The sequence below is a fragment of the Microbacterium sp. AG157 genome (assembly GCF_003385695.1).
GTDB classification, from domain to species: Bacteria; Actinomycetota; Actinomycetes; order Actinomycetales; family Microbacteriaceae; genus Microbacterium; species Microbacterium testaceum.
The window spans coordinates 413,552-435,031 of record NZ_QRDK01000003.1 but is presented as its reverse complement, the minus strand read 5'-3'; the positions used below and the strand labels follow the sequence as shown (position 1 = coordinate 435,031).

At 68.8% G+C, this 21,480-nt stretch carries 20 protein-coding genes; 16 read left to right on the top strand and 4 right to left on the bottom strand.

Features of this window, described 5'->3' with window-relative positions:
• The first annotated feature begins 88 nt into the window (after positions 1–88).
• Both DEU35_RS11320 and DEU35_RS11315 read left to right on the top strand, forming a co-directional pair.
• A complete protein-coding gene (locus DEU35_RS11320; RefSeq protein WP_116239563.1) occupies positions 89–1,390 on the top strand; it encodes a DUF6379 domain-containing protein in 1,302 nt (433 codons plus the stop codon).
• Between the two features lie 10 nt (positions 1,391–1,400).
• Positions 1,401–2,876 carry a DUF6379 domain-containing protein gene (locus tag DEU35_RS11315; RefSeq protein WP_116239562.1) on the top strand — a complete coding sequence of 492 codons (1,476 nt, stop codon included), beginning with the start codon at positions 1,401–1,403 and terminating at the stop codon, positions 2,874–2,876.
• A gap of 82 nt (positions 2,877–2,958) precedes the next feature.
• On the opposite strand, the gene DEU35_RS11310 is transcribed toward DEU35_RS11315, so the two are convergent.
• From DEU35_RS11310 to DEU35_RS11295, 4 genes are all read right to left on the bottom strand, one after another.
• Positions 2,959–3,609: a TetR/AcrR family transcriptional regulator gene (locus tag DEU35_RS11310; RefSeq protein WP_103207794.1), complete on the bottom strand. Its 651-nt coding sequence runs from the start codon at positions 3,607–3,609 to the stop codon at positions 2,959–2,961.
• A 20-nt stretch (positions 3,610–3,629) separates the two neighbouring features.
• Positions 3,630–5,066 (bottom strand): GH39 family glycosyl hydrolase, encoded by a 1,437-nt coding sequence (locus DEU35_RS11305; protein WP_116239561.1) that lies wholly within the window; start codon positions 5,064–5,066, stop codon positions 3,630–3,632.
• Positions 5,067–5,084: 18 nt separating this feature from the next.
• On the bottom strand, positions 5,085–6,248 hold the full coding sequence (locus tag DEU35_RS11300; RefSeq protein WP_116239560.1) for an FAD-dependent monooxygenase: 1,164 nt from the start codon (positions 6,246–6,248) through the stop codon (positions 5,085–5,087).
• Between the two features lie 174 nt (positions 6,249–6,422).
• The gene (locus tag DEU35_RS11295) at positions 6,423–7,361 is read right to left on the bottom strand and encodes a LysR family transcriptional regulator (RefSeq protein WP_103208565.1); all 939 of its coding nucleotides are present in this window, start codon (positions 7,359–7,361) and stop codon (positions 6,423–6,425) included.
• 226 nt (positions 7,362–7,587) lie between these two features.
• On the opposite strand from DEU35_RS11295, the gene DEU35_RS11290 reads away from it, so the two are divergent.
• The 14 genes from DEU35_RS11290 to DEU35_RS11225 all read left to right on the top strand — a co-directional run bounded on the left by DEU35_RS11290 (position 7,588) and on the right by DEU35_RS11225 (position 21,336).
• Positions 7,588–8,877 (top strand): ABC transporter substrate-binding protein, encoded by a 1,290-nt coding sequence (locus tag DEU35_RS11290; protein ID WP_103207801.1) that lies wholly within the window; start codon positions 7,588–7,590, stop codon positions 8,875–8,877.
• Between the two features lie 70 nt (positions 8,878–8,947).
• On the top strand, positions 8,948–9,922 hold the full coding sequence (locus tag DEU35_RS11285; RefSeq protein ID WP_103207803.1) for a carbohydrate ABC transporter permease: 975 nt from the start codon (positions 8,948–8,950) through the stop codon (positions 9,920–9,922).
• A gap of 1 nt (position 9,923) precedes the next feature.
• On the top strand, positions 9,924–10,760 hold the full coding sequence (locus tag DEU35_RS11280) for a carbohydrate ABC transporter permease (RefSeq protein ID WP_103207805.1): 837 nt from the start codon (positions 9,924–9,926) through the stop codon (positions 10,758–10,760).
• A gap of 94 nt (positions 10,761–10,854) precedes the next feature.
• Entirely contained in the window at positions 10,855–11,649 is a 795-nt protein-coding gene (locus DEU35_RS11275; protein ID WP_116239559.1) for a TIM barrel protein, read from the top strand.
• Positions 11,646–13,193 (top strand): GMC oxidoreductase, encoded by a 1,548-nt coding sequence (locus DEU35_RS11270; RefSeq protein ID WP_116239558.1) that lies wholly within the window; start codon positions 11,646–11,648, stop codon positions 13,191–13,193. The genes DEU35_RS11275 and DEU35_RS11270 overlap by 4 nt, the downstream gene beginning before the upstream one ends.
• Before the next feature lie 91 nt (positions 13,194–13,284).
• Complete coding sequence (locus DEU35_RS11265) at positions 13,285–13,692, top strand: DUF6379 domain-containing protein (protein WP_116239719.1); 408 nt, start codon at positions 13,285–13,287, stop codon at positions 13,690–13,692.
• Positions 13,689–14,789, top strand: coding sequence for a sugar phosphate isomerase/epimerase (locus DEU35_RS11260; RefSeq protein ID WP_116239557.1), 1,101 nt, complete (start codon positions 13,689–13,691; stop codon positions 14,787–14,789). The genes DEU35_RS11265 and DEU35_RS11260 overlap by 4 nt, the downstream gene beginning before the upstream one ends.
• A gap of 13 nt (positions 14,790–14,802) precedes the next feature.
• Positions 14,803–15,837, top strand: coding sequence for a sugar phosphate isomerase/epimerase (locus DEU35_RS11255; RefSeq protein WP_103207814.1), 1,035 nt, complete (start codon positions 14,803–14,805; stop codon positions 15,835–15,837).
• Between the two features lie 26 nt (positions 15,838–15,863).
• On the top strand, positions 15,864–16,646 hold the full coding sequence (locus DEU35_RS11250; RefSeq protein WP_103208568.1) for a nuclear transport factor 2 family protein: 783 nt from the start codon (positions 15,864–15,866) through the stop codon (positions 16,644–16,646).
• A gap of 12 nt (positions 16,647–16,658) precedes the next feature.
• Positions 16,659–17,075 (top strand): DUF6379 domain-containing protein, encoded by a 417-nt coding sequence (locus DEU35_RS11245; protein ID WP_116239556.1) that lies wholly within the window; start codon positions 16,659–16,661, stop codon positions 17,073–17,075.
• A complete protein-coding gene (locus DEU35_RS11240) occupies positions 17,072–18,262 on the top strand; it encodes a Gfo/Idh/MocA family protein (protein ID WP_174799698.1) in 1,191 nt (396 codons plus the stop codon). Before DEU35_RS11245 ends, DEU35_RS11240 begins: the two co-directional genes overlap by 4 nt.
• Before the next feature lie 32 nt (positions 18,263–18,294).
• Positions 18,295–19,299 carry a sugar phosphate isomerase/epimerase gene (locus DEU35_RS11235; protein ID WP_103207818.1) on the top strand — a complete coding sequence of 335 codons (1,005 nt, stop codon included), beginning with the start codon at positions 18,295–18,297 and terminating at the stop codon, positions 19,297–19,299.
• Positions 19,300–19,303: 4 nt separating this feature from the next.
• Positions 19,304–20,167, top strand: a complete 864-nt coding sequence (locus DEU35_RS11230) for a ThuA domain-containing protein (RefSeq protein ID WP_258027903.1) — start codon at positions 19,304–19,306, stop codon at positions 20,165–20,167.
• A gap of 182 nt (positions 20,168–20,349) precedes the next feature.
• Positions 20,350–21,336 (top strand): Gfo/Idh/MocA family protein, encoded by a 987-nt coding sequence (locus DEU35_RS11225; protein WP_116239555.1) that lies wholly within the window; start codon positions 20,350–20,352, stop codon positions 21,334–21,336.
• Positions 21,337–21,480 lie beyond the last annotated feature (144 nt).

Sequence of the window (21,480 nt, the reverse complement as noted above, 5' to 3'; positions counted from 1 at the left end):
ACCTGATGCGGGGCATCAGAAACGCTTATGTCTGAATCCGGCATAAGCGGGTAGCGTCGAAGGCGAACCCCACAGAGAGTGAGCGACGATGCTTCTCGAAAGAGACCTCATCCAGTCCGTCGGATTCCGTAACGTCCGCGAGGGCGGCGAGATCACCGGCTTCCAGTTCCGCGTCAGGATGCCGTCGTACCGCGGCATGGCGGCCTCGCTGATCGACGGGATCGGCGTCAGCATCCCGGGCCTGGTCGACGTCGGCCCCGACGTACCGCTGTGGACGCTCCAAGGACAGCAGTACTCGCTCGCCGAGCTGTGGGACGGCGACGGCGTCCGCTGGCCGCTCGAGGACGCGGCCGTGATCTTCGTGCCCCTGGCCGGCGGTCTCCCCGACGGCGTGCACGAGCTGTCGATCGAGCTGCGGCTGCGGATGTCGTACATCCCCCAGGAGCACCAGCCGAGCACCTATCGGGTCACCAAGCACGTCACGCTCGCCCCCGAGGCATCCGGTGCCCCCTTCCGCTACGGCGTCTCGCTCTACAGCTACATGACCGACTACGGCACGGTCATGGACCTCGAGACCGCCATGGCCTCGATCGCCGACCTCGGCGCGACGGGGATCGAGATCCTCGGCGAGGCGCACGTGCCGAACTACCCGCACCCCTCGGACGAGTGGGTCGAGCAGTGGTTCGCGCTCCTGCAGAAGTACGGCCTGGAGCCGACCAACATGGGCTCGTGGATCGACACCCGCCTGCACTCCAGCGGCCCGAACGGTCGCGACATGACCGTCGAGGAGGGCGCCGCGGCTCTGCAGCGCGACCTGCGCCTGGCCAAGCGCCTCGGCTTCCGCTTCGTGCGACCCAAGATCGGCGTCGTCTCGAGCGACCTGATTCCGCACCCGATCTGGACCGAGGTCGTCGAGGCATCCCTTCCGCTCGCCGAAGAGCTCGACGTGATCATCTGCCCCGAGATCCACTCGCCGACCCCCATCAAGCACGAGGTCGTCGACGACTACATCGCGCTCATCCGCCGCACCGGCACGAAGCACTTCGGCCTCCTGCTCGACACGGGCATCTTCCAGGACCGACCGATCCCGCTCAAGCCCGGCGAGCTGCCCGGCCAGCGCCCGGCGTTCCTCGACGGCATCCACGTCGACCCGAACGACGTGTTCGACGTGATCGAGAACGTGGTCTTCATCCAGGCGAAATTCCACGACATCGACGAGAACCTCGACGACAAGCAGATCCCGTGGGAGCCCGTGCTCCGGGCGCTCAAGGACGCCGGCTACACCGGGTACCTCTCGAGCGAGTACGAGGGCGAGCGCGAACCGTGGCGCTCGATCGAGCAGGTGCGCCGCCAGCACTCGCTGATCCGCCAGCTCGCCGACGGGCTCTGAGGAACCCGCCATGCCCAACGGACTCATCCACGACGACAGCCTCCGCGCGCACCCCGACGGGCTCGCGCTGCGGCTGACGATCCCCTGGTATCGCAGCCTGTGGCTCTCATCAGTGACGACTCTCGCGCTCACCGTCGACGGGGAGGAGGTGGATGCCGCCGACCTCCGCGTCGAGTTCGGCGACACCTCCTACCGCCTCGACGAGCTACCCGAGCAGAGCGAGCGCCTGTGGTTCCTGCAGGAGCACCCGCTTCTCGTCGCTCGCCGTGACCACCCCGTGGCGCTCGGTGAGACGCACGACGTCGTGTTGCACGGTGAGCTGCGACTGCCCTACATGCAGATCGCGCCCGGCCAGGACGGCGGGCCCGGCCTGTACGTGCCGAACGTCGTGCACGACGTGAAGACCCTCACGGTCGTCGGCGCGGATGCCGAAATCCCAGCGCTCGTATCGGATGTCACGCCCGCGCCGCCGGCGGCCGAGGACGCCCCGTTCCAGTTGGGGCTGACGCTGTACTCGGCCAGCGCGGAGTTCCGCGCGGGGTACTTCGGCTTCGACGGCCTGCTCGACCGGGTCGCCGAACTCGGCATCGGTCCGGGCATCGAGATCGTGGCATCCCAGATGGTGCCGACCTACCCCGTCGTGGGCGACGAGTTCGTGCGCACGTGGCGCGCGGCGTTCGACCGGCACGGCTTCGTGGAGAGCTCGTTCGGCGCCAACCTCGACATGGGCCGCCGTCGCGATCGCGACATGACGCCCGACGAGGAGTTCGCCTTTTCGACGCTGATGTTCGAGGGGGCGAAGAAGCTCGGCTTTCCGCTCGTGCGCATCCAGAGCGCGAAGCCCGAGCTGCTGCGCCGTCTGCTGCCGATCGCGGAGCGGCTCGAGTTGAAGCTCGCCTACGAGATCCACGCGCCGATGGGCCCGAACGCCGAGCCGATCCTGCGCGTGCGCGAGACGTACGCCGAGCTCGACTCCCCGCTGCTGGGCTTCGTCGCCGACTTCTCGTCGACCATGCACGCGATGTCGCCGACGCTGCTGCGGGCCGTTCGCCGGGCGGGTCTCGACGACGAGGCGGTCCAGCGTCTGCAGGACATCTGGGCGACGGATGCCACGATGCAGGCGCGTCAGCAGGAGTTCATCACGTACCTCCGCGGGCGGGACTTCGACCCGGGCCGGCTGGGCGCCTTCGCGCACCTGGCCTTCAACATGCACGGGCACGTCGACCCCCGGGAGTGGGCCGACATCATGCCGCAGATCCTGCACGTGCACGCGAAGTTTTACGACATCGACGACGCCGGCCAGGAGCCCGCGATCGACTATCCCGAGCTCGTGCGCGTGTTCGTCGAGAGCGGGTACCGCGGATTCTGGTCGAGCGAGTGGGAGGGGCACGCGTTCGCCGAGCTCGGCGAGGTCGACCCGCTGCTGCTCGTGCGTCGTCAGCACGACCTCATCCGGTCGGCGATGCGGACGGTGCCCGTGGGCTGACCCTCCCCTCGAGAGGATCTGGGGACGTTCTCATTCGGAGCGACCGGATGCGGACGCCCCCAGCTCGTCGGGCAGTCGAGGGTCAGGCAGTCGACAGCGTCAGGAACACCGTGCGCATCAGCCGCTCGAGCAGCTCAGACCAGCGATAGGCGTCGTGCGGCGTCGCGGTCGCCGTCACACCGAGGCCGAGATATCGCACGCACAGGCTGTAGAAGACCTCGAACGCCCAGACGGCGTCGTCATCCGTCAGCCGGACGCCGTGCGCGGAGGCCGCGGCCAGAAGGGCGCGGACGAACACGGCCTGCCCGGCGTCGCCGGAGCGTCGACCGCGCGCGAGGATCTCGACATCGTCCACCCCCATCACGAAGAAGGGGGAGAGCAAGTCGCGGTTCTCGCGCAGTATGCCGGCGTAGACCGCGACGATCTCGGCCGTCGCCGTCTCGAAGTCCGTCGCGCCGATGCCGGCGGCCGCGACGCGTTCGGCGGTCTCGACATCGAGGCGGTCGAACTCCTGCGCCTGGATCAGGCGCAGCAGTTCGGCCTTGCCCGAGACCCGGCCGTAGATCGAGCCGATCGACACCTCGGCACGCGCGCTGACCTCGGCGAGCGAGAACTGACCGGTGCCGCGCTCGTGCAGCAGCGCGAGGACGGCGGCGCGCACCTTCGCGAACGAGTCGCGACTTCGCTGCTGCTTGGGCTCGGACACCCCGCTCGCTCCGTCCCTCGTGGCCATCGCTCTCCCCGGTTCCGGGCTCAGGCGGTCAGTTCCACGAGGAACACGGACTGCGGCTCCAGGGCGAGGTCCATCCGCAGGCTCCCCTCCTCCGACACCGCGACAGGGGAGGGGCCCTCGATTGCGCCGGACAGCGACGTGACGGTGGCCTGCACGGTGGCATCCGCCCAGGGCAGGTTTCGGAGGTCGAGGCTCACCCGTTCCACCCCCGCGGATGCCAGGTCCAGGCGCTGCGGCGGGAGGGTGAGCCCCAGTTCGATGCGCTGCTCGCCGATGGGGATGCGAAAGGTGAAACGGTCCTCGGCGCGTGGCGCGAGGGCGCTGTCGGGGGCGACGTAGTTCGTCACGAGGACGCGGACGGTGTCACCGTCGCGCCCGGCGGCGACCGCCAGCCCCGACTCGTCGCCCCCGGTGGCCTCCAACCGCCGCCCGGTGAGCGCCCGACCCGCGAGGACGAGCGCGCGCGAGCGCTCGTCGGGCCGCCCGTCGACGTCGCCGACCCCGCCCGGGTCGACGAAACCGTAGTGCGGATCGCGGCCGGTGTCGGCGCGGAAGAAGAACGCGTGGTCGATGACCGTGTCCTGCAGCGCGATCGCCGTGGCCGCCATGAACGCGCCCTTCTCCGGCGCCGGTGCGGTGCTGCTGGGCACCGCGAGGTAGTTCCAGTAGCTGAGCGTCAGGTCGGTGTCGGTGAACCCGTGACCATCGAGCACTGCGCGCAGCTCGCGCGCCACGTAGCGGTAGTCCATCGGATCGCGGCTGCCATCGGTGAACCACAGGAACGAGAAGAAGTGCAGCGGCAGATCGTTCTCACGCACGAACTTCAGGAAGCCCTCGCGGTAGGGCGAGTCGGCCTCCAGCGAGAAGGCGACCGAGGGGCCCCCGACGGTCAGGGACGGGTCGACGCGGTGCACCGCCTCGCAGAAGGCGCGGTACATCGCGTAGAACTCCTCCGGTCGCCCGGCGAAGTGCAGCGGCCCGAAGTCGGGCTGATCGCCGAACTCGTAGAGGCGCACGGGCGTCGCCGGGCCGCCCGCCCACCCCTGGGAGTAGTGCCGGACGATGTGCTCGACGACCCGGCCGTACACCTCGACGTCGGCGGCGGGCAGCTTGTTCTTCGGGATCGAGCTGGCCACGGTGAACAGCACCTCGGCGCCGATGGAGTGAACCGCGTCGACCCACGCGTCGGTCGCCGCGAAGTTGTAGCTGGCCGGGTCGTCGGGGTCGGCGCTCCAGTCGGGGAAGAGGCTCGTGGGTTCGTCGCGGGTGTCGAGGCGCGAGATCCAGTCGAACGAGCGCACGAGGGTCACCCCCGCCTCGCGCCACAGGGGCGTCATGTCGGGGAAGTCGGGGTAGGCCGCGACGGGGCCGGGCACGCCGCCGACGCCGTTGAGCGAGCGGAAGGTGCTCTCGCGGCCGGCGTCCACGACGAGGGTGCGGGCGGGGGTGTGCGACACGGGTGTCTCCTCGGGGTCTCAGTAGGGCATCCGCAGGAGGCGGTTCGCGTACTCGTTCGCGATCGGCTCGTCGTGACGGAGGTGCTCGATGCGCGCGCGGTAGGTCTCGTCGGTGACCGAGTCGAACTCCTCGAGCATCGACTCGATCGAACGCTCGTGCACCGCGCGCACCCGGGGCAGCCGGCGCTTCATGAACTCGAGCTGGGCGTCGAGCAGCGACTGGTCCTTCGCGAGCTCCTGGGCGAGCACGACGCCGTCCTCGATGCTCATCGCCGCTCCCGATCCCAGGTAGGGCGTCATCGTGTGGGCGGCGTCGCCCAGAATCATGATGCGCCCGCGGAACCACGGGTACGGCACCCACACCGTCGAGTACGGGGTGTAGGCGACGTTCTCGGCGTGACGGACGTCGTCGAGGGCGTCGGCGAGGAAGGCCGATCCGCGCGTGAGCGAGGCGGCGCGATCGTGCATGATCTCGGCCATCTTGCTCGCGTCGTAGCGCGGGCGGCCCTCCTCGGCCACGGTGAGCACCATGTACATGGTGTCTTCCGACAGGGGCGTGAGCATGATCTTGCCGCCGTAGCCCTGGCAGATGATCGGCTGCATGATCTTGCGGCGGTTGGGGAGCCCCGCGCGCCAGGCGACCCCGCCCACCGGGCGCGGAGCGTACTTCTCGCCGAAGTACTCGCGGCGGATCTGGGAGTTCAGACCATCGAAGCCGAGCACGAGGTCGTAGTCGGCGTTGTCCCCGGTGCTGAACGTCACGGTCGCCCTGTCGGCATCCTGGGCGATGTCGGCGACGGTCGTGCTCATGTGGAACGTGGCGCCGTTGGCGAGGGCGTGGCGCGCGGCCATCTCGAGGAACCCCATGCGCGACATCGTCACGCATCCCGGCAGGCCCTCGTCGCGGGTGCCGTAGCTCATGGTGCTCAGCAGGGTGCCGTCGGCGTCGTAGTTGTCGATGCCCGGGGCGGGGTGGCCGATCTCGAGGACGTCGTCGAGCAGTCCGATCTCGCGCACCGCGCGCAGGCCGTTGATGCGGAGGCCGAATCCGACGCCGGCGACGCTGATCTCGGGCTTGTCGTCGATGACGTCGACGTGCGCACCGATCCGGGCGAGGGCGGATGCCGTGGTGAGGCCGCCGATGCCGGCGCCGACGATCAGGATTCTCAACGGGTTCGACATGGGTGCTCCTCCTCGAGCGGACGGCCGGGCCCGCGGGGGTGCGCGCCTCACCGAATCAGAACGTTGATTCTGATTTCAGGCTAGGGACGGGCCGGGCGCGCGCACAACGATCGCACCCCGACCGCCGTGGATGGCGTCCATCACGATCGGTGATGCGGGCGGCATCCGCGCGTCTCACTGCGGAGCGTGACCCGCGGCGATCACGCGACCGGCCTCGGCGAAGAGGCCGCGCATCCACTCGTGCTCGGGATCGCGGTTGTGCGAAGGGTGCCACCACAGGGCGCTGACGATCGGCGTCGCCGCGAACGGCAGGGGCACCACGCGGATGCCGCCGATGCGCAGCAGGTGGGGGGCGAGGGCGGACTGCACGAGTCCCACGCGCCGCGTTCCGCTGACGAAGTGCCCCACCGAGAGGAAGCTCTCCAGCACCACCTCGATGTGCGGTTCGACCCCGAGCTGCTGGATCTGGCGCGCGGCCGAGGTGAAGGCTGACCGCGATTGGAAGGTGAGCACCCACGGCAGGTCGGCGAGGTTCTGCATCGTGAGCGACTCGCCCACCTCGTCGTTGTCGTCGGCCACGACCGCCAGCCAGTCGTCCTGCCAGAGGTCGAGGTAGGGCAGCTCCGACACGGGACCGTGGGGGATGACCATGGCGTCGGCCGAGCGCAGGCGGTTCGCGGCGTCTTCCACGATCCCGGGGTTGTGCAGCATGTAGCGGAAGCGAACACCCGGCGCTTGCTCCGCTGCGAGCTGCGACACGACGGTTCCGACGGTGACGAAGCCGTAGTCGGACCCGTAGATCGAGAACTCGCGCGTCGACTCCGCCGGAGACCACGATGCCTGGCTGTCGAAGACGCGTCGGGCTGCTTCGAGGGCCGTGCTCGTGTGATCGGTCAGGCGGACGGCGAACGGCGTGAGCTCGTAGGTGTTGCCGCGACGCGCGAGGATCTGGTCGTTGAAGTGCGTGCGAAGACGCGCGAGAGAGGCGCTGAGCGCGGGCTGGCTCAGGTGCAGACTCTCGGCGGCGCGCGTGACGCTGCGCTCGGTGAGCAGCGCGTCGAGCGCCACCAGGAGGTTGAGGTCGAGGCGCGAAAGCGCCGAATGATCGGTCACCACGGCGTGATCCTTCGCTCGGGAAAGCTGTCCGCGGATCGTATCAATGCCGTCTATGTCGCAGCTAGGCGCCATACTCCCGAACGATGATCACGGTCTTCCGCGCCTTATGCGCTGTATCGCGAAGACTTATGTGCGTTTTAGGCGCAACGCGCCGATACTGAGTCGCACAGCACAGGCGCTCCCACCGAAGGGCTCGCCGACAACGTCGTCAGAAAGGCTGGCCATGACTCAGCATCGCCGCGTCACGCGGATCGCAGGTCTCCTCGCTCTTCCCGTCACCGCCGTTCTCGTCCTCGCCGGGTGCTCCGGCTCGGGTTCGGGAGACGCCGGGGGCGATTCGAACTCCTTCACATTCACCTTCGCCACCTCCAACAACCTCGAGAGCCCATACGAGACGCTCGCCAAGGAGTACATGGCGGCGAATCCCGGCGTCACCATCACCTCGAACCCGACCCCGAACGACAAGTACGGGGAGACCATCCGCACGCAGCTGCAAGCGGGCAATGCTTCCGACGTCATCATCACCGCACCCGGTGCCGGTGACTCGCGCGGTCTGATCCCCCTCGCCCAGGCCGGGTTCTTCGAACCGCTCGGCGACACCGCGACCTCGCTCGTGCCGACCGGGAGCGACACGCTCTTCGAGCTCGACGGCAAGACATACGGCCAGCCCTTGGACTTCACCATCGGTGCCGTCGTCGCCAGCATGGGCACAGCCGGCATGAACGGGATCACGAGCTGGCCCACCACCATGAACGACTTTTACGCCGAGTGCGGGAAGCTCGCGGGCGACGGCAAGTCGATGATCGCCATCGCCGGTGCCGCCGCCCCGAACGCCGGTCTCACCGCTCAGGGCATCGCGGCGACCCGCGTCTACGCATCGGACCCGAACTTCAACACCGAGCGCGCCGAGGGCAAGACCACCTTCGCCCAGAGCAAGGGCTGGGCGGACACGCTGCAGACCATCATCGACCTCAAGGACAAGGGCTGCTTCCAGGCCGGTGCCGAGGGCGGCGGCTTCGATGCCATCACCAACGGACTCGCGCAGGGCACCTCGGTCGGCAGCTTCATCCCCTCGGGCTCGGCGGTCGAGATCGCCGCCGCGGCTCCCGCGGAGGCCGACTTCAAGGTGCAGCCCTTCCCGCCCGCAACCGGTGGCAAGCCCTTCGTGCTCGCCAGCTCGAACTACGCGGCATCCATCAACGCGAAGTCCCAGAAGAAGGACGCGGCGAAGAAGTTCCTCGAGTGGCTCGCCACCCCGGACGCGCAGGAGAAGTTCTACGAGGCCTCGGGTCTGCTCCCCATCTCGGAGTACAAGAACCTCGACCTGAGCAAGACGATCTACTCCGAGGTCGTCGATGACATCTCGAACGGTTCCTACACCACCCTGCCCTCGAACGTCTGGCCGAACCCGGCCGTGTACGACGCGCTGTCGACGGGTGTCCAGGGCCTGCTGACGGGCCAGAGCAGCATCGACCAGGTGCTGAAGAACATGGATGCGGCCTGGGGCAACTGAGTGAATCCGCCGCCCGGGCCCCTGGACCCGGGCGGCGGAGCCGCACCCCATCGAGGATGACGAGGACGCGATGAGCACCACCTTCCGAGCCGGCGAAATCGCCGCCACCGAGACCGAGCGCGTGGTCTTGCCACGTCGCGGCGGACGCCGCCGCTCCGCGCCCCGCCCGCGCCGCAAGGGCCTGCTGAAGTTCGGCTACTGGTGGTGGGCTCTGCCCGGCATCCTCTTCGTCGTCGGCATCCACTACGTCGCCACGAGTGTCGGTGGCTTCTTCGCCTTCACGAACTGGACCGGCATCGGGGCCTTCCAGCTCATCGGTCTCGACAACTTCACGCGGATCTTCCAGGACCCCACGAAGATCGGGGCGCTGTGGAACACGCTGTTCCTCGCCTTCGGATCGGTGATCCTCAGCAACATCCTGGGGCTGGGGATCGCTCTCGGCCTCAATCGCGGGCTGAAGAGCCGGTACATCCTGCGCACGCTCTTCTTCATGCCTGTCGTGCTCAGCCCGCTGGCGACGTCGTACATCTGGAAGTTCATCTTCGACTTCAACGGACCGCTCAACCTCGTGCTGCGGGGGATCGGCCTGGACTCGATGGCCCGCGCCTGGATCGCCGACCCCACGTGGGCGATCTGGACGATCCTCATCGTGCTGGTGTGGCAGAACATCGGCTTCTCGATGGTGATCTACATGGCGGGCCTCGCCGCCGTCCCGGTCGAGATCGAAGAGGCCGCGGCCATCGACGGCGCCAACCTGTGGCAGCGCTTCTGGCACGTGACGCTCCCGTCGATCCGCCCCGCCGTCGCGATCGCGACCACCCTCGGGCTGGTGAACGGATTGCGCGTGTTCGATCAGATCATGGCGCTGACCGGCGGCGGTCCGGCCGCGGCGACCGAGACGCTCGCAACGCAGGTCTACAAGCAGTCGTTCGCCCTCGGCAACTTCGGCTACGGCGCCGCCCTGGCGCTGCTGCTGACCCTCATCATCCTGGTCTTCGCGGTCATCCAGCAGCGCGTCACCGCCGACCGTTCGGAGGAGAACTGACATGTTCCGCTACACCAAGCTCACGGGGCTCCGCGAGTTCCTCTTCTGGGTCGCCGCGCTCGTCTTCCTGCTGCCGTTCTACTTCTTGGTCACAACCTCGCTGAAATCGGACCGCGAGGTCATCACCTCGTCGACACTGGCGCCGCCGACCGCACCCGACTTCGGCAACTTCCTCAAGGTGCTGACCGCCACCGGCAACTCGAACGTCGTGGTGGGGCTGATCAACAGCATCATCATCACCGCAGGCAGCATCGTGCTCCTGGTTCTACTCGGCTCGCTCACCGGCTACGTGATCGCCCGCAGCACGCGTCGATGGAGCCGCGTGGTCTACTACCTCTTCCTCGTGGCGATCGTTCTGCCCACGCAGCTGGGCACCGTGCCGCTGTACATCGGGGCGCGCTCGCTCGGGCTCACCGGCTCGGCCTGGGGCATGATCGTCCTCTACACCGGCATGTTGCTGCCGCTCGCGATCTTCCTGTACGCGGGCTTTTTCCGCGGGCTCGGCACCGAGTACGAGGAGGCCGCGACGATCGACGGCGCCAGCCGCACCCAGATCTTCTTCCGGATCGTGCTCCCGCTGATGTCGCCCGCGACCGGGACCGTGGCGATCCTCGCCGGACTCATCGTGTGGAACGACTTCTTCACATCGCTCATCTTCCTCGGCGGCTCCGCGAACCAGACCCTCCCGGTCGCCATGTACTACTACATCGGCTCGCTGGTCTCGGCGTGGAACCAGATCTTCGCGATCGTCATCGTCTCGATGGTGCCGATCCTCGCCTTCTACCTCTTCGCCCAGAAGCGCTTCATCCAGGGCTTCGCCGGCGGCCTGAAGGGCTGAGCCCCTCTTCTCCCGGGCTGAGCCTGCCCAGATGGATGCCGCGAAGCGCGGCATCCGTCGATCGTCGCGCCGCGCAGTCGAAAGGACACACCCCATGTATCAACTCGCTCCCAACATCGAACTCCTCTTCACCGAGGCCGGCGGTTATCACGACCGCGTGCGCGCGGCGGCGGCCGCGGGCTTCGACGCCGTCGAGATGTGGGGTCCCACGGGGGTCGACGCTCCGGCGACGCCCAAGGACCTGCCGGCACTGAAGGCGGCGCTCGAAGAGACCGGCGTGCAGCTCACGGCGCAGCTGGCGGAGCCCCGCACGCAGTTCATGATCCCGCCGTGGGACCACAGCGAGTTCTTCCGCAAGCTCGACGAGGGCGTGGCGATCGCCCACGACCTCGGATGCCCCCGCATCGTCGTGGGCAGCGGCACCGGCTTCGGCGGGTGGAAGCGGCAGGTGCAGCTCGACAAGCTCATCGAGATCTACACCACGGCGATCGCCCAGATCGAGGGGTCGGGCGTCGGTCTCGTGCTCGAGCCCGTGAACGTCCGGGTCGACCACCCCGGTTCGTTGCTGGATCGCACGGCCGAGGGGGTCTACGTCGCCCGTGGCGTCGCCTCGCCGCAGTTCGGCGTGCTCTACGACATCTATCACTCGGCCGTCGAGGGTGAGGACATGGAGGCCGAGCTGGCGAACGCCGGCGACCTCATCCACTATGTGCAGCTGGCCGACGCCCCCGGTCGCGGCGAGCCCGGCACGGGAGAGCTCGACTGGAACGAGCGCTTCCGACTGCTGCGCGACAGCGGTTACGACGGCCCCGTGGGTCTCGAGTACTACCCGACCACCGCGTCGGCGGCATCCGTCGCCCACGTCGTCGAGACTGCGCGCGCCGCATGAGCGCCCGGCAGTACCCCACCTCGGTCGACGTCGTCATCGTCGGGAGCGGGCCGACCGGCTCGGCCTACGCGCGCATCCTGTCTGAGCGCGCGCCGGAGGCGACGATCGCGATGCTCGAGGTCGGCCCGACGGTGTCGAATCCTCCCGGTGCGCACGTGAAGAACATCGCCGACCCGGTCGAGCGGGCTCGCGCGCAGGTGGCCTCGGAGGGCCCGGGCGAGCGCGGCGAGAAGGTCGCCAGCCCCGGCGCCGCCAAGGCCGGCGTGCGCGGGGCGCGCCCCGGCACGTTCCTGCTCGAGGAGGGTTACGCGTTCGAGGGGGAGGACGGTCTCCCGGTCGTCGCGATGTCGAGCAACGTGGGCGGCATGGCCGCGCACTGGACGGGCGCGTGCCCGCGTCCGAACGACAGCGAGCGCATCGCCTTCGTTCCCGACCTCGACGAGCTCCTCGACGAGGCCGATCGTCTGCTGGGTGTCACGACGAACGCCTTCGACTCCGCGCCCTTCGGGGCGATCGTGCGCGAGCGCCTCTCGGCCGCGGTCGACGAAGGCCGCGTCGATGCGACGAAGGTGCAGCGGATGCCGCTGGCCGCCCACCGGCGCGACGACGGTCGCCTGGTCTGGTCGGGGTCGGATGTCGTGCTGGGAGAGGTCACGCGCGAGAACCCGCGCTTCGCGCTCTTCGACGAGACCCTGGCTGTGCGGGTACTCGTGGAGGGCGGCCGCGCATCGGGCGTCGTCGCGCGCGACCTACGTTCGGGCGACGAGCACACCATCGCGGCGCGCTTCGTGGTGGTCGCGGCCGACGCGCTGCGCACCCCGCAGCTGCTGTGGGCGTCGGGCGTGCGCCCGGAGGCTCTCGGGCGGTACCTGAACGACCAGGCGCAGGTGGTGTTCGCCTCGCGGCTGCGGAACATGCCCCTGCTCGACACCCACGACCCCACCGGGGGGCTGGCGGAGTACAGCGGGGTGAGCTGGGTCCCGTTCACCGACGACATGCCGTTCCACGGGCAGATCATGCAGCTCGACGCCTCGCCGATCCCCCTGGCCGACGACGACCCGGTGGTTCCGGGCTCGATCGTGGGACTCGGGTTGTTCTGCGCGAAAGACCTGCGGGCCGACGACCGCGTCGCCTTCGATGCGGAGCACGTCGACGGCTACGGGATGCCGGCTCCCCGCATCCACTACCGCCTCACCGATCACGATCGCGAGGTGGTGGAACGGGCTCGTCAGGAGATCGTGCGTCTGGCCGAGGCCGTCGGCGACCCGGTCGGCGATCGCCCCTTCACCCTTCCGCTCGGGTCGTCTCTGCACTACCAGGGCTCGACGCGCATGGGCGTCGACGACGACGGCACGAGCGTGTGCGACATCGACAGCGAGGTGTGGGGCGTGCCCGATCTCTTCGTCGCGGGCAACGGAGTGATCCCGACCGCGACGGCGTGCAACCCGACGTTGACGTCGGTGGCGCTCGCCGTGCGGGGTGCACGCAAGATCGCTGCCGTTCTCGCTCGCGAGCAGGTCGCGACGAAGTCGGCATCCGCCTGAGCTCTCTTGCTTATGCAGGAAACAGACATTAGAGTGTAGAAATCATGACAAAGTGGTCTGCGACTCCTGTCGCGCCGACGAGGAGGTCATCGTGATCCCGGATCGCATCATCGAGCAGGGCACCCTCAGCGCCCGCGACGGGCGGACATCGGTGGACGTGCGGCTGCCCTGGTACCGCGCCCTGCCGGCATCGTGCATCTCGGGCGCGAGGCTCACCATCGACGGCGTCGAGGCCCCAGCTGCCTCGCTCCGCTGGCAGATGAACGGCGAGGAGTTCACGTTCGTCGATATGAAGACGAACACCGAGCAGTGGTGGTTCCCCACCGACTCGGCCGTGCTGTCGGGAGATCTGACGGTGGATGCCGGGGAGCACGAGGTGCGCGTCGACCTCGAGCTCTTCATCCCCTACATCATCATCGCCGACGACCAGGTGCTCCACATCGAGGAGCACGACACCAAGACCATGACCGTCCGCCAGGTCGAGGAGGCCCGCGCATGACCGAGCTCGGCACGCCCATCCAGGGCGTCACGCTCTACAGCTTCACCCGTGCGTTCCACGGCCGCGAGTACGACCTCGACCAGCTGATCCGCAAGACCGCGGCCGAGGGCTTCGGTCCGGGGCTCGAGATCATCGGTTTCTCGAGCTTCCGCGGATTCCCCGAGATCGACGACCACTTCGCCGGGCGCTTCTCCGATCTGATCGACGAGGTGGGCCTGGTGCGCACCTCTCTCGCGGTGAACGCAGACATCGGTCTGCGCCCCGAACGGCTGATGGACCAGGACGAGCTGATCGCCTACATGCGCAAGCAGATCGCAGCGGCCGCGAAGCTCGGGTTCCCCATCGCGCGGGTGCAGATCTCGCTCACGCCCGACTCGATGGAGGCTCTCGCCCCGATCGCCGAGGAGTACGGCGTCACGCTCGCCCTCGAGGTGCACGCCGACCAGTACGCCTCGCACCCGCGCATCCTCGCGCTCCGTGACCGGTACGAGAAGGTCGGCTCGCCCTTCCTCGGGTTCACGATGGACTGGGGCGCCACGGTGTCGGGCTTCGCCCCGTCCCTCATCGAGGCGTACCGCCGCCGCGGCGCCTCGGAGGAGCTGCTCACCGCTGTCGTGCAGCTGTGGGACGACTTCTACGAACAAGGTCCGCCCGCCGATCAGACCGACCACGGGCAGCGCTTCGGCCGCTTCATCGGTCTGGCCCACCAGCACGGCCGCCCCGACCTCGGCATCGACTTCGGCATCAACGGCACGGGCCTGTTCGGGCCCGCGCGCGTGGACGACTGGCTCGAGATCTTCCCGTGGATCCGACACGTGCACGGCAAGTTCTTCGGCATCGACGAGAACGGGAACGAGCCGTCGGTTCCCGTCGCCGAGCTCATCACCCTGCTGGTCGAGAACGGCTACAGCGGCGCGGTGTCGAGCGAGTACGAGGGCTGGCACTGGAACCACTGGCAGAACCCCTTCGAGATCATCCGCGGCGAGCAGGCCATCCAGCGCACCGCCGCCGAGGCCGCCGGCTCCCGGATGATCACGGATGCCGTCGAGGCCCGCCGCGCCCTCGATGCCCACCTGTCGCACGCCGTGCGGGCCTGAAAGGACCTCCGTCATGCAGAACGGCATCGCCGGAACCGGCATCCGCCTCGGTACCACCCTCTACTCGATGACGAGCGAGTTCGCCGCGGGGGTCTACACCCCCGAGACGCTGATCCGCGAGGTGCACGACCAGGGGATCGGTCCGGGCGTGGAGTTCAACTTCGCGCAGCTCCTGCGCTCGTACCCCGACGTCGACGCCGAGTTCACGAAGCTCTGGTTCGACTCGCTCGAGAAGTACGGCCTCGAGGCGAGCGCCGTGGGGACCAACCTCGACATGGGCCGCCGCGCAGACCGAGACATGACCCCCGACGAGGAGCACGACTTCTTCGCCCGTCAGCTGAAGTCGGCGCACACCCTCGGCTTCACGACGGTCGTCATCCGCTCGGCCGGCAAGGAGCTGCTGCGCCGTCTGCTGCCCCTCGCCGAGAAGTACGACCAGAGACTCGCGTACGAGATCCACGCGCCCTCAGGGCCGAACGACTCCAAGGTGCTCGAGATCCGCGAGGTCTACGACGAACTCGGGAGCGACCGCCTCGGCTTCACCGCCGACTTCTCGTCGACCATGCACTCGCTCTCCCCGACCCTGCTGCGCACGCTCGGCCAGATGGGCATGGACGAGAAGCACTTCCCGGTCATGGACGAGATCTGGCGCGAGCCCGCGCCCATGCACGTGCGCAACCAGAGATTCGAGGACTACCTCACGGGCGAGGGCGTCGACCCCCTGCGCTTCGGGCCGTTCACGCGTCTGGCCTTCAACATGCACGGTCTCGTGCCGCCGGAGGAGTGGCTCGACATTATGCCGCAGATCTTCCACGTGCACGCGAAGTTCTACGACATCGGCGCCGACGGCGAAGAACCGGCCATGGACATCCCCCGCATCGTCACGCAGTTCGTCGACGGGGGATACGAGGGCTACCTCTCCAGCGAGTGGGAGGGCCACGCCTTCAGCGACCTCGGCGAGAGCGATCCTGTCGATCTCGTGAAGAAGCAGCACGCGCTCATGCGCACAGCCATCGAGAACACCGTCGCGGCGCGCCAGCCCGCGTAATCCACCACCACAACGAAGGAATGACCATGTCGAACACCACCACCGAGGCATCCGTCTCCGACCTCATCGCCGAGGTCACCCGCCTGCGCGAGCAGGTCGAGGCCGCCCACGCCCTCGCGCAGCGCGCCGAGGACCGCGGGCAGGTCGAGAACCTCTTCAACCGCTACATGTACCTGCACAACGCCTTCGAGGACGAGCAGATCATCCCGCTGTGGGTGAAGGAGGGCACCGAGGGCATCCGCGCGCGCTACACCAACGCCGGTCAGTACACGACCTGGCAGAGCGTCACCGACTACCACCGCGGTCGTCCCCACCCCGAGGGCAAGCTCATCCTGCACGCCACCAACACCCCGGTGATCGAGGTCGCCGGCGACGGCAAGACCGCCACCGGCGTGTGGATGATGGCGGGCACCGAATCGGGGCTGACCGACCCGAAGGTCGCGGAGGAGTTCCCCGACATGTACTCGCCCGAGGAAGTGCTCGGCAAGAAGGTCTGGGCCCACTGGGTGTGGTGCAAGTACGCGATCGACTTCCTCAAGCAGGACGGCGAGTGGAAGTTCTGGAAGTTCCGCTGCTACGAGCTCGCCCGGGCGCCCTTCGAGGAGAACTGGGTCGCCTTCGGCCTGAAGAACCAGGGCGCGTTCGACCTCGACCTCATGTACTTCGGCGACGACGGCAAGCCCGTCTTCATGCCGAAGGCCGACGAGCCGGTGCCCTCCACGAACCACCCCTACAGCCCCGAGACCACGCAGAAGCTCGAGCCCGCGCCTCCCGTCGCGCACCAGACCTTCTCCGACAACTACGCCTGAGAGGCAAGCCCCATGGCCACCCACAACTCGCTCTTCGCCGAGAAGGACGTCCGTCGCACCGACGACGGCCTCGCCGTCTCGGTGCAGCTGCCCTGGTACCGCAGCCTCTGGCTGTCTGCCGTCGACGACGTCGCCGCGACGGTGAACGGTGTCGCCGTGCCGAAGGACGACCTGCGGTTCTCGCTCGGGGGTCGCGAGTACCGCGTCGAGGAACTGCCCGAGCAGTCCGAGACGCTGTGGTTCGTCGCCGACCGGCCCGACGTCCTGATCCACCTCGAGGCCCCGCTCGCGGCGGGCGAGGCGGTGACCGTCGAGGTCGTGCTGACCATGCGGCTGCTCTACATGCAGATCATGCCGGGGGTCGACGGCGGCCCCGGGCGGTACGTCACGAACCGGGTTCCGGTCGAGCGAGAGCTGGTGCTGTCATGACCCGTCCTCTGCGCGTCGCCATGATCGGCTACGGCTTCATGGGTGCCGCCCACTCCGTCGGCTGGCGTCAGGCGCCGCGCATGTTCGACCTGCCGCGCGAGATCGAGATGGCGGTGGTCGTCGGGCGGAACCCGGATGCCGTGGCCTCCGCCGCCGCGAAATGGGGCTGGGCCGAGTCGGCCACCGATTGGCGCGAGATCGTCGGGCGTGACGACATCGACATCGTCGACATCGTGACGCCCGGCGAATCCCACGCCGAGATCGCGATCGCCGCCCTCGACGCGGGTAAGCACGTCCTGTGCGAGAAGCCCCTGGCCAACACCGTGGCCGAGGCCGAGGCGATGGCCGAAGCCGCCGCGCGGGCTCGGGTCCGCGGCATCCGATCGATGGTGGGGTTCACCTACCGTCGGGTGCCCGCGGTCACGCTGCTGCGCGACATGATCGCCGAGGGGGCGGTCGGCACGGTGCAGCAGGTGCGCGCGGCCTATCGGCAGGACTGGCTCGTCGACCCCGAGACGCCGCTCGCGTGGCGCCTGCAGAAGGAGCAAGCCGGGTCGGGCGCGCTCGGCGACATCGGGGCGCACATCATCGACATGACCCAGTTCGTCACCGGTCTGGGCGTGGAGCGGGTCTCGGGCACGATCGACACGATCGTGAAGGAGAGACCCCTTCCCGCCGACGGATCGATGGGGCTGTCGAACGGTGCCGGTGCCGCAGAGAAGGGCGCGGTGACCGTCGATGACGTCGCGATCTTCACCGGCCGCCTGGCGAACGGCGCCCTGGCCTCGTTCGAAGCCACCCGCTTCGCGACCGGCCGCAAGAACGCTCTGACCATCGAGGTGTCGGGCGATCGTGGCGCGCTCGCATTCGACCTCGAAGACCTCAACAGCCTGCGCTTCTACGACCGCACGGCGCCCGAGGGCCGGCAGGGGTTCACGCAGATCCTCGTCACCGAGTCGCAGCATCCCTACGTCTCGGCGTGGTGGCCCGCGGGGCACCTGCTCGGTTACGAGCACGGCTTCAGCCACCAGGTCGTCGACCTCGTCAACGCGATCGCCGACGGTTCCGACCCGCACTCCTCGTTCGATGAGGGCCTGTGCGTGCAGCGCGTCCTCGACGCCGTCGAGCGCAGCAGCGCCGCCGAGTCCGCCTGGACCCGCGTCGGCGCACCCATCCCCGCTCTCTGACTCCCGCTCCTCGCCCGGAAAGGACCGCCGTCATGGCTCGCCCGATCACCCTGTTCACCGGCCAGTGGGCCGACCTGCCCTTCGAAGAGGTCGCGCGCCTCGCGGGGGAGTGGGGCTACGACGGCCTCGAGATCGCCTGCTGGGGCGACCACATCGACGTCGCGCGCTGGGACGACGCCGACTACGTGCAGTCGCGCCTCGACATCCTCGAGCGCAACGGCCTGAAGGTGTGGACGATCTCGAACCACCTCGTCGGCCAGGCGGTCTGCGACGACCCCATCGACGAGCGCCACCACGACATCGTGCCGCCCCGGGTATGGGGAGACGGGGATGCCGAGGGCGTGCGCCAGCGTGCGGCCGAAGACCTCAAGAACACGGCGCGCTTCGCCGCCAAGCTCGGGGTGAAGACCGTGACCGGCTTCACGGGGTCGAGCATCTGGAAGTACGTGGCGATGTTCCCGCCGGCCTCCGACGCCATGATCGAGCGAGGCTACGCGGACTTCGCCGAGCGGTGGCATCCGATCCTCGACGTCTTCGAAGAGGTCGGGGTGCGCTTCGCCCTCGAGGTGCACCCCTCCGAGATCGCGTACGACTACTGGACGGCGAAGAAGACGCTCGAGGCCATCGGGCACCGGGGGAGCTTCGGGTTCAACTTCGACCCCTCGCACTTCGTCTGGCAGCAGCTGGACGCGGTGGCGTTCGTGCTCGACTTCGCCGAGCACATCTTCCACGTGCACTGCAAGGAATCGACGACGAACCTCGACGGCCGCAACGGCGTGCTCGGCTCGCACCTGTCGTGGGACAACCCGCGCCGCGGGTGGACGTTCGTCTCGACCGGCCACGGCGATGTGCCGTGGGAGCCGCTGTTCCGCGCGCTGAACGCGATCGGCTACGACGGGCCCACGAGCGTGGAGTGGGAGGACGCCGGCATGGACCGCCTCGTCGGCGGCCCCGAGGCCCTCGCCTTCGTGCGCACGCTCGGCGAGATCACCCCGCCGCATCAGCTGTTCGACGCGGCGTTCTCGCACAAGGGCTGATCCGGTGATCAATGTCCTGATCCTCTCGGGTCACATGACCGTCGAGCACGACAACGCCCACCGCAGCTTCCGCCTCCACAACCAGTGGATCACGACGCTCCTCGAAGACACCGGGCGCTTCAAGGTCCGCGTCGTCGAGGACCCGCGGGGGCTGCCGGCCAGCGTCATCGACAGGTACGACGTGCTCATCGTCATCTTCGAGGGCCGCGACGGGTACCACGACATGGCGACCGGCTTCGGCGAGGAGACGGATGCCGCGATCCTGCGGTTCGTGCACGACGAGGGCAAGGGCATCGTCTGGTTCCACGGTTCCGCAGCTCAAGAGGACCGCTGGGGCTACCCCGAGGAGTACAACGTCATGCGCGGCGCCAAGCTCAGCGCGTGGGAGACGGGCCTCCGCCCCCGCCCGTGGGGCGAGGCGCAGCTGCACACGACCGAGCCACGGCATCCGATCACCGAGGGCATCAACGCGACGTGGACCGTCACCGGCGACGACATCCTGGTCGGCGTGCAGATGTACGAGGGCGCCCAGGTGTTGCTGACGACCTTCGACGACCTCGAGGCGTACGAGAAGGCGCCGGTGTGGCCGATGTCGCACTACCCGGTCGACATCCCGCCCGAGGGCATCGCAGCGCTGCCCGGGATCAACACCGAGCAGCCGCTCGCGTGGATCAACGAGTACGGCGCCGGGCGGTCGTTCACGATCACGATCGGCCACGACATCGACACGTTCCGACGCATCGAGTTCATCCGCATGTTCCCGCGGGGCGTGGAGTGGGCCGCGACCGGCGAAGTGACGCTGACCGGACCCGACCGCCGTGGCGACCGTCGCATCAACCCCTGGCCGTACTACAACGGCGAGGGCTGAGGCGCGGAACCGATGCCCGTCCCGCCGGTGGCCCGCTCGCGGGTGCGGCTCACGCGCGGGTCGGGCCGGGAGCGGGGCGCCGGCCGGGGTCACGACACGCATAAACGCGATCCGCTCGCGGAAACGCGGGCACACCGCGTTTATGCGCGCGGATCGCGTTTATGCGTGAGGGGAGACGAGGCATGATCGGGATCGGGATACTCGGGGCGGGCGGCATCGCCGAGCGCGCGATGGTCGAGCCGGCGCACGGTGTCGACGGCGTCGAGGTCGTCGCCATCGGCGCGCGTGACCCCGAGCGGGCGCGCACGTTCGCCGAGCGACTCGACGTGCCCGCCTGGGGCGACTACGACGCGGTGCTGTCCGATTCGCGGATCGACCTGATCTACCTGGCGCTGCCGCCGATCGTGCACGCCGAGTGGGCTTCTCGTGCTCTTGCGGCCGGCAAGCATGTGCTGTGCGAGAAACCGCTGTCGGCCAACGGCACCACCGCGGCGGCCATCGCCGATGCCGCGGATGCCGCGGGGCTCCGCGCCTTCGTCGGGTTCCACTTCCGCCTGCACGGCTTCATCCGCGACCTTCTCGAGACCATCGCGTCGGGGATTCTCGGCGAGGTGAGACTCGTCGAGATCGACTTCAGCATCCCGCACTTCGTCGTCCAGCCCGGCAACATCCGCCTCGACGGCGACCTCGCCGGGGGCGCCGTGATGGACGTCGGCTGTTATGCCGTCGACCTGCTGCGCGCGGCGTTCGGAGAGCCCCAAGTCGTGTCGGCCGTCGCGCAGCCGTACGACGCCGACCCGCGCATCGACCTGCAGACCGACGCGGAACTGCGGCTGCCCGGTGGCATCCCGGCCCTCCTTCGCGCCTCGTTCCTCGGTGACGACACCGGCGCGATGTGGGTGCGCGTGGACGGCAGCGAGGCATCGCTGCTTGCGACGAGTGTGATCGTTCCGCAGTGGGGCGCGACGCTCACCGTCACAGCGACCGAGGGCACCGTGCTGCGCCAGTCGTCCGCCGATCCCGCCGAGAACAGCTATGCGCGCCAGCTCGAGCACCTCGCGGTGGTGCTCGGCGACGGGTCGGAGAGTCTCATCGACGCGCGTCGGGGTGTGGGAACGATGCGGGTGGTCGACGCGATCTACCGCGCGGCAGGGCTGGAGCCGCGCTGACGCACGTGTCGTCGGGCGGGGTGCGCGAGAACGGGGGATGCCACGGGGCAGACCGATCCGCGTCTCGTCGCAGAGCCCCCGCACGTCGTCGACTGCGGCCGCCCGTGTGCCGTGCGCCCGGGCGGGGTGCCGTCAGGCGAAGTG

Bases quoted from the DNA above. Each gene is read 5' to 3' on its own strand.
- DEU35_RS11285 (WP_103207803.1), top strand. From the start codon at position 8,948: ATGAGCACCACCTTCCGAGCCGGCGAAATCGCCGCCACCGAGACCGAG.
- DEU35_RS11300 (WP_116239560.1), bottom strand. From the start codon at position 6,248: ATGTCGAACCCGTTGAGAATCCTGATCGTCGGCGCCGGCATCGGCGGC.
- DEU35_RS11290 (WP_103207801.1), top strand. From the start codon at position 7,588: ATGACTCAGCATCGCCGCGTCACGCGGATCGCAGGTCTCCTCGCTCTT.
- DEU35_RS11270 (WP_116239558.1), top strand. From the start codon at position 11,646: ATGAGCGCCCGGCAGTACCCCACCTCGGTCGACGTCGTCATCGTCGGG.
- DEU35_RS11240 (WP_174799698.1), top strand. From the start codon at position 17,072: ATGACCCGTCCTCTGCGCGTCGCCATGATCGGCTACGGCTTCATGGGT.
- DEU35_RS11315 (WP_116239562.1), top strand. From the start codon at position 1,401: ATGCCCAACGGACTCATCCACGACGACAGCCTCCGCGCGCACCCCGAC.
- DEU35_RS11245 (WP_116239556.1), top strand. From the start codon at position 16,659: ATGGCCACCCACAACTCGCTCTTCGCCGAGAAGGACGTCCGTCGCACC.
- DEU35_RS11235 (WP_103207818.1), top strand. From the start codon at position 18,295: ATGGCTCGCCCGATCACCCTGTTCACCGGCCAGTGGGCCGACCTGCCC.
- DEU35_RS11260 (WP_116239557.1), top strand. From the start codon at position 13,689: ATGACCGAGCTCGGCACGCCCATCCAGGGCGTCACGCTCTACAGCTTC.
- DEU35_RS11225 (WP_116239555.1), top strand. From the start codon at position 20,350: ATGATCGGGATCGGGATACTCGGGGCGGGCGGCATCGCCGAGCGCGCG.
- DEU35_RS11250 (WP_103208568.1), top strand. From the start codon at position 15,864: ATGTCGAACACCACCACCGAGGCATCCGTCTCCGACCTCATCGCCGAG.
- DEU35_RS11275 (WP_116239559.1), top strand. From the start codon at position 10,855: ATGTATCAACTCGCTCCCAACATCGAACTCCTCTTCACCGAGGCCGGC.
- DEU35_RS11280 (WP_103207805.1), top strand. From the start codon at position 9,924: ATGTTCCGCTACACCAAGCTCACGGGGCTCCGCGAGTTCCTCTTCTGG.
- DEU35_RS11310 (WP_103207794.1), bottom strand. From the start codon at position 3,609: ATGGCCACGAGGGACGGAGCGAGCGGGGTGTCCGAGCCCAAGCAGCAG.
- DEU35_RS11320 (WP_116239563.1), top strand. From the start codon at position 89: ATGCTTCTCGAAAGAGACCTCATCCAGTCCGTCGGATTCCGTAACGTC.
- DEU35_RS11255 (WP_103207814.1), top strand. From the start codon at position 14,803: ATGCAGAACGGCATCGCCGGAACCGGCATCCGCCTCGGTACCACCCTC.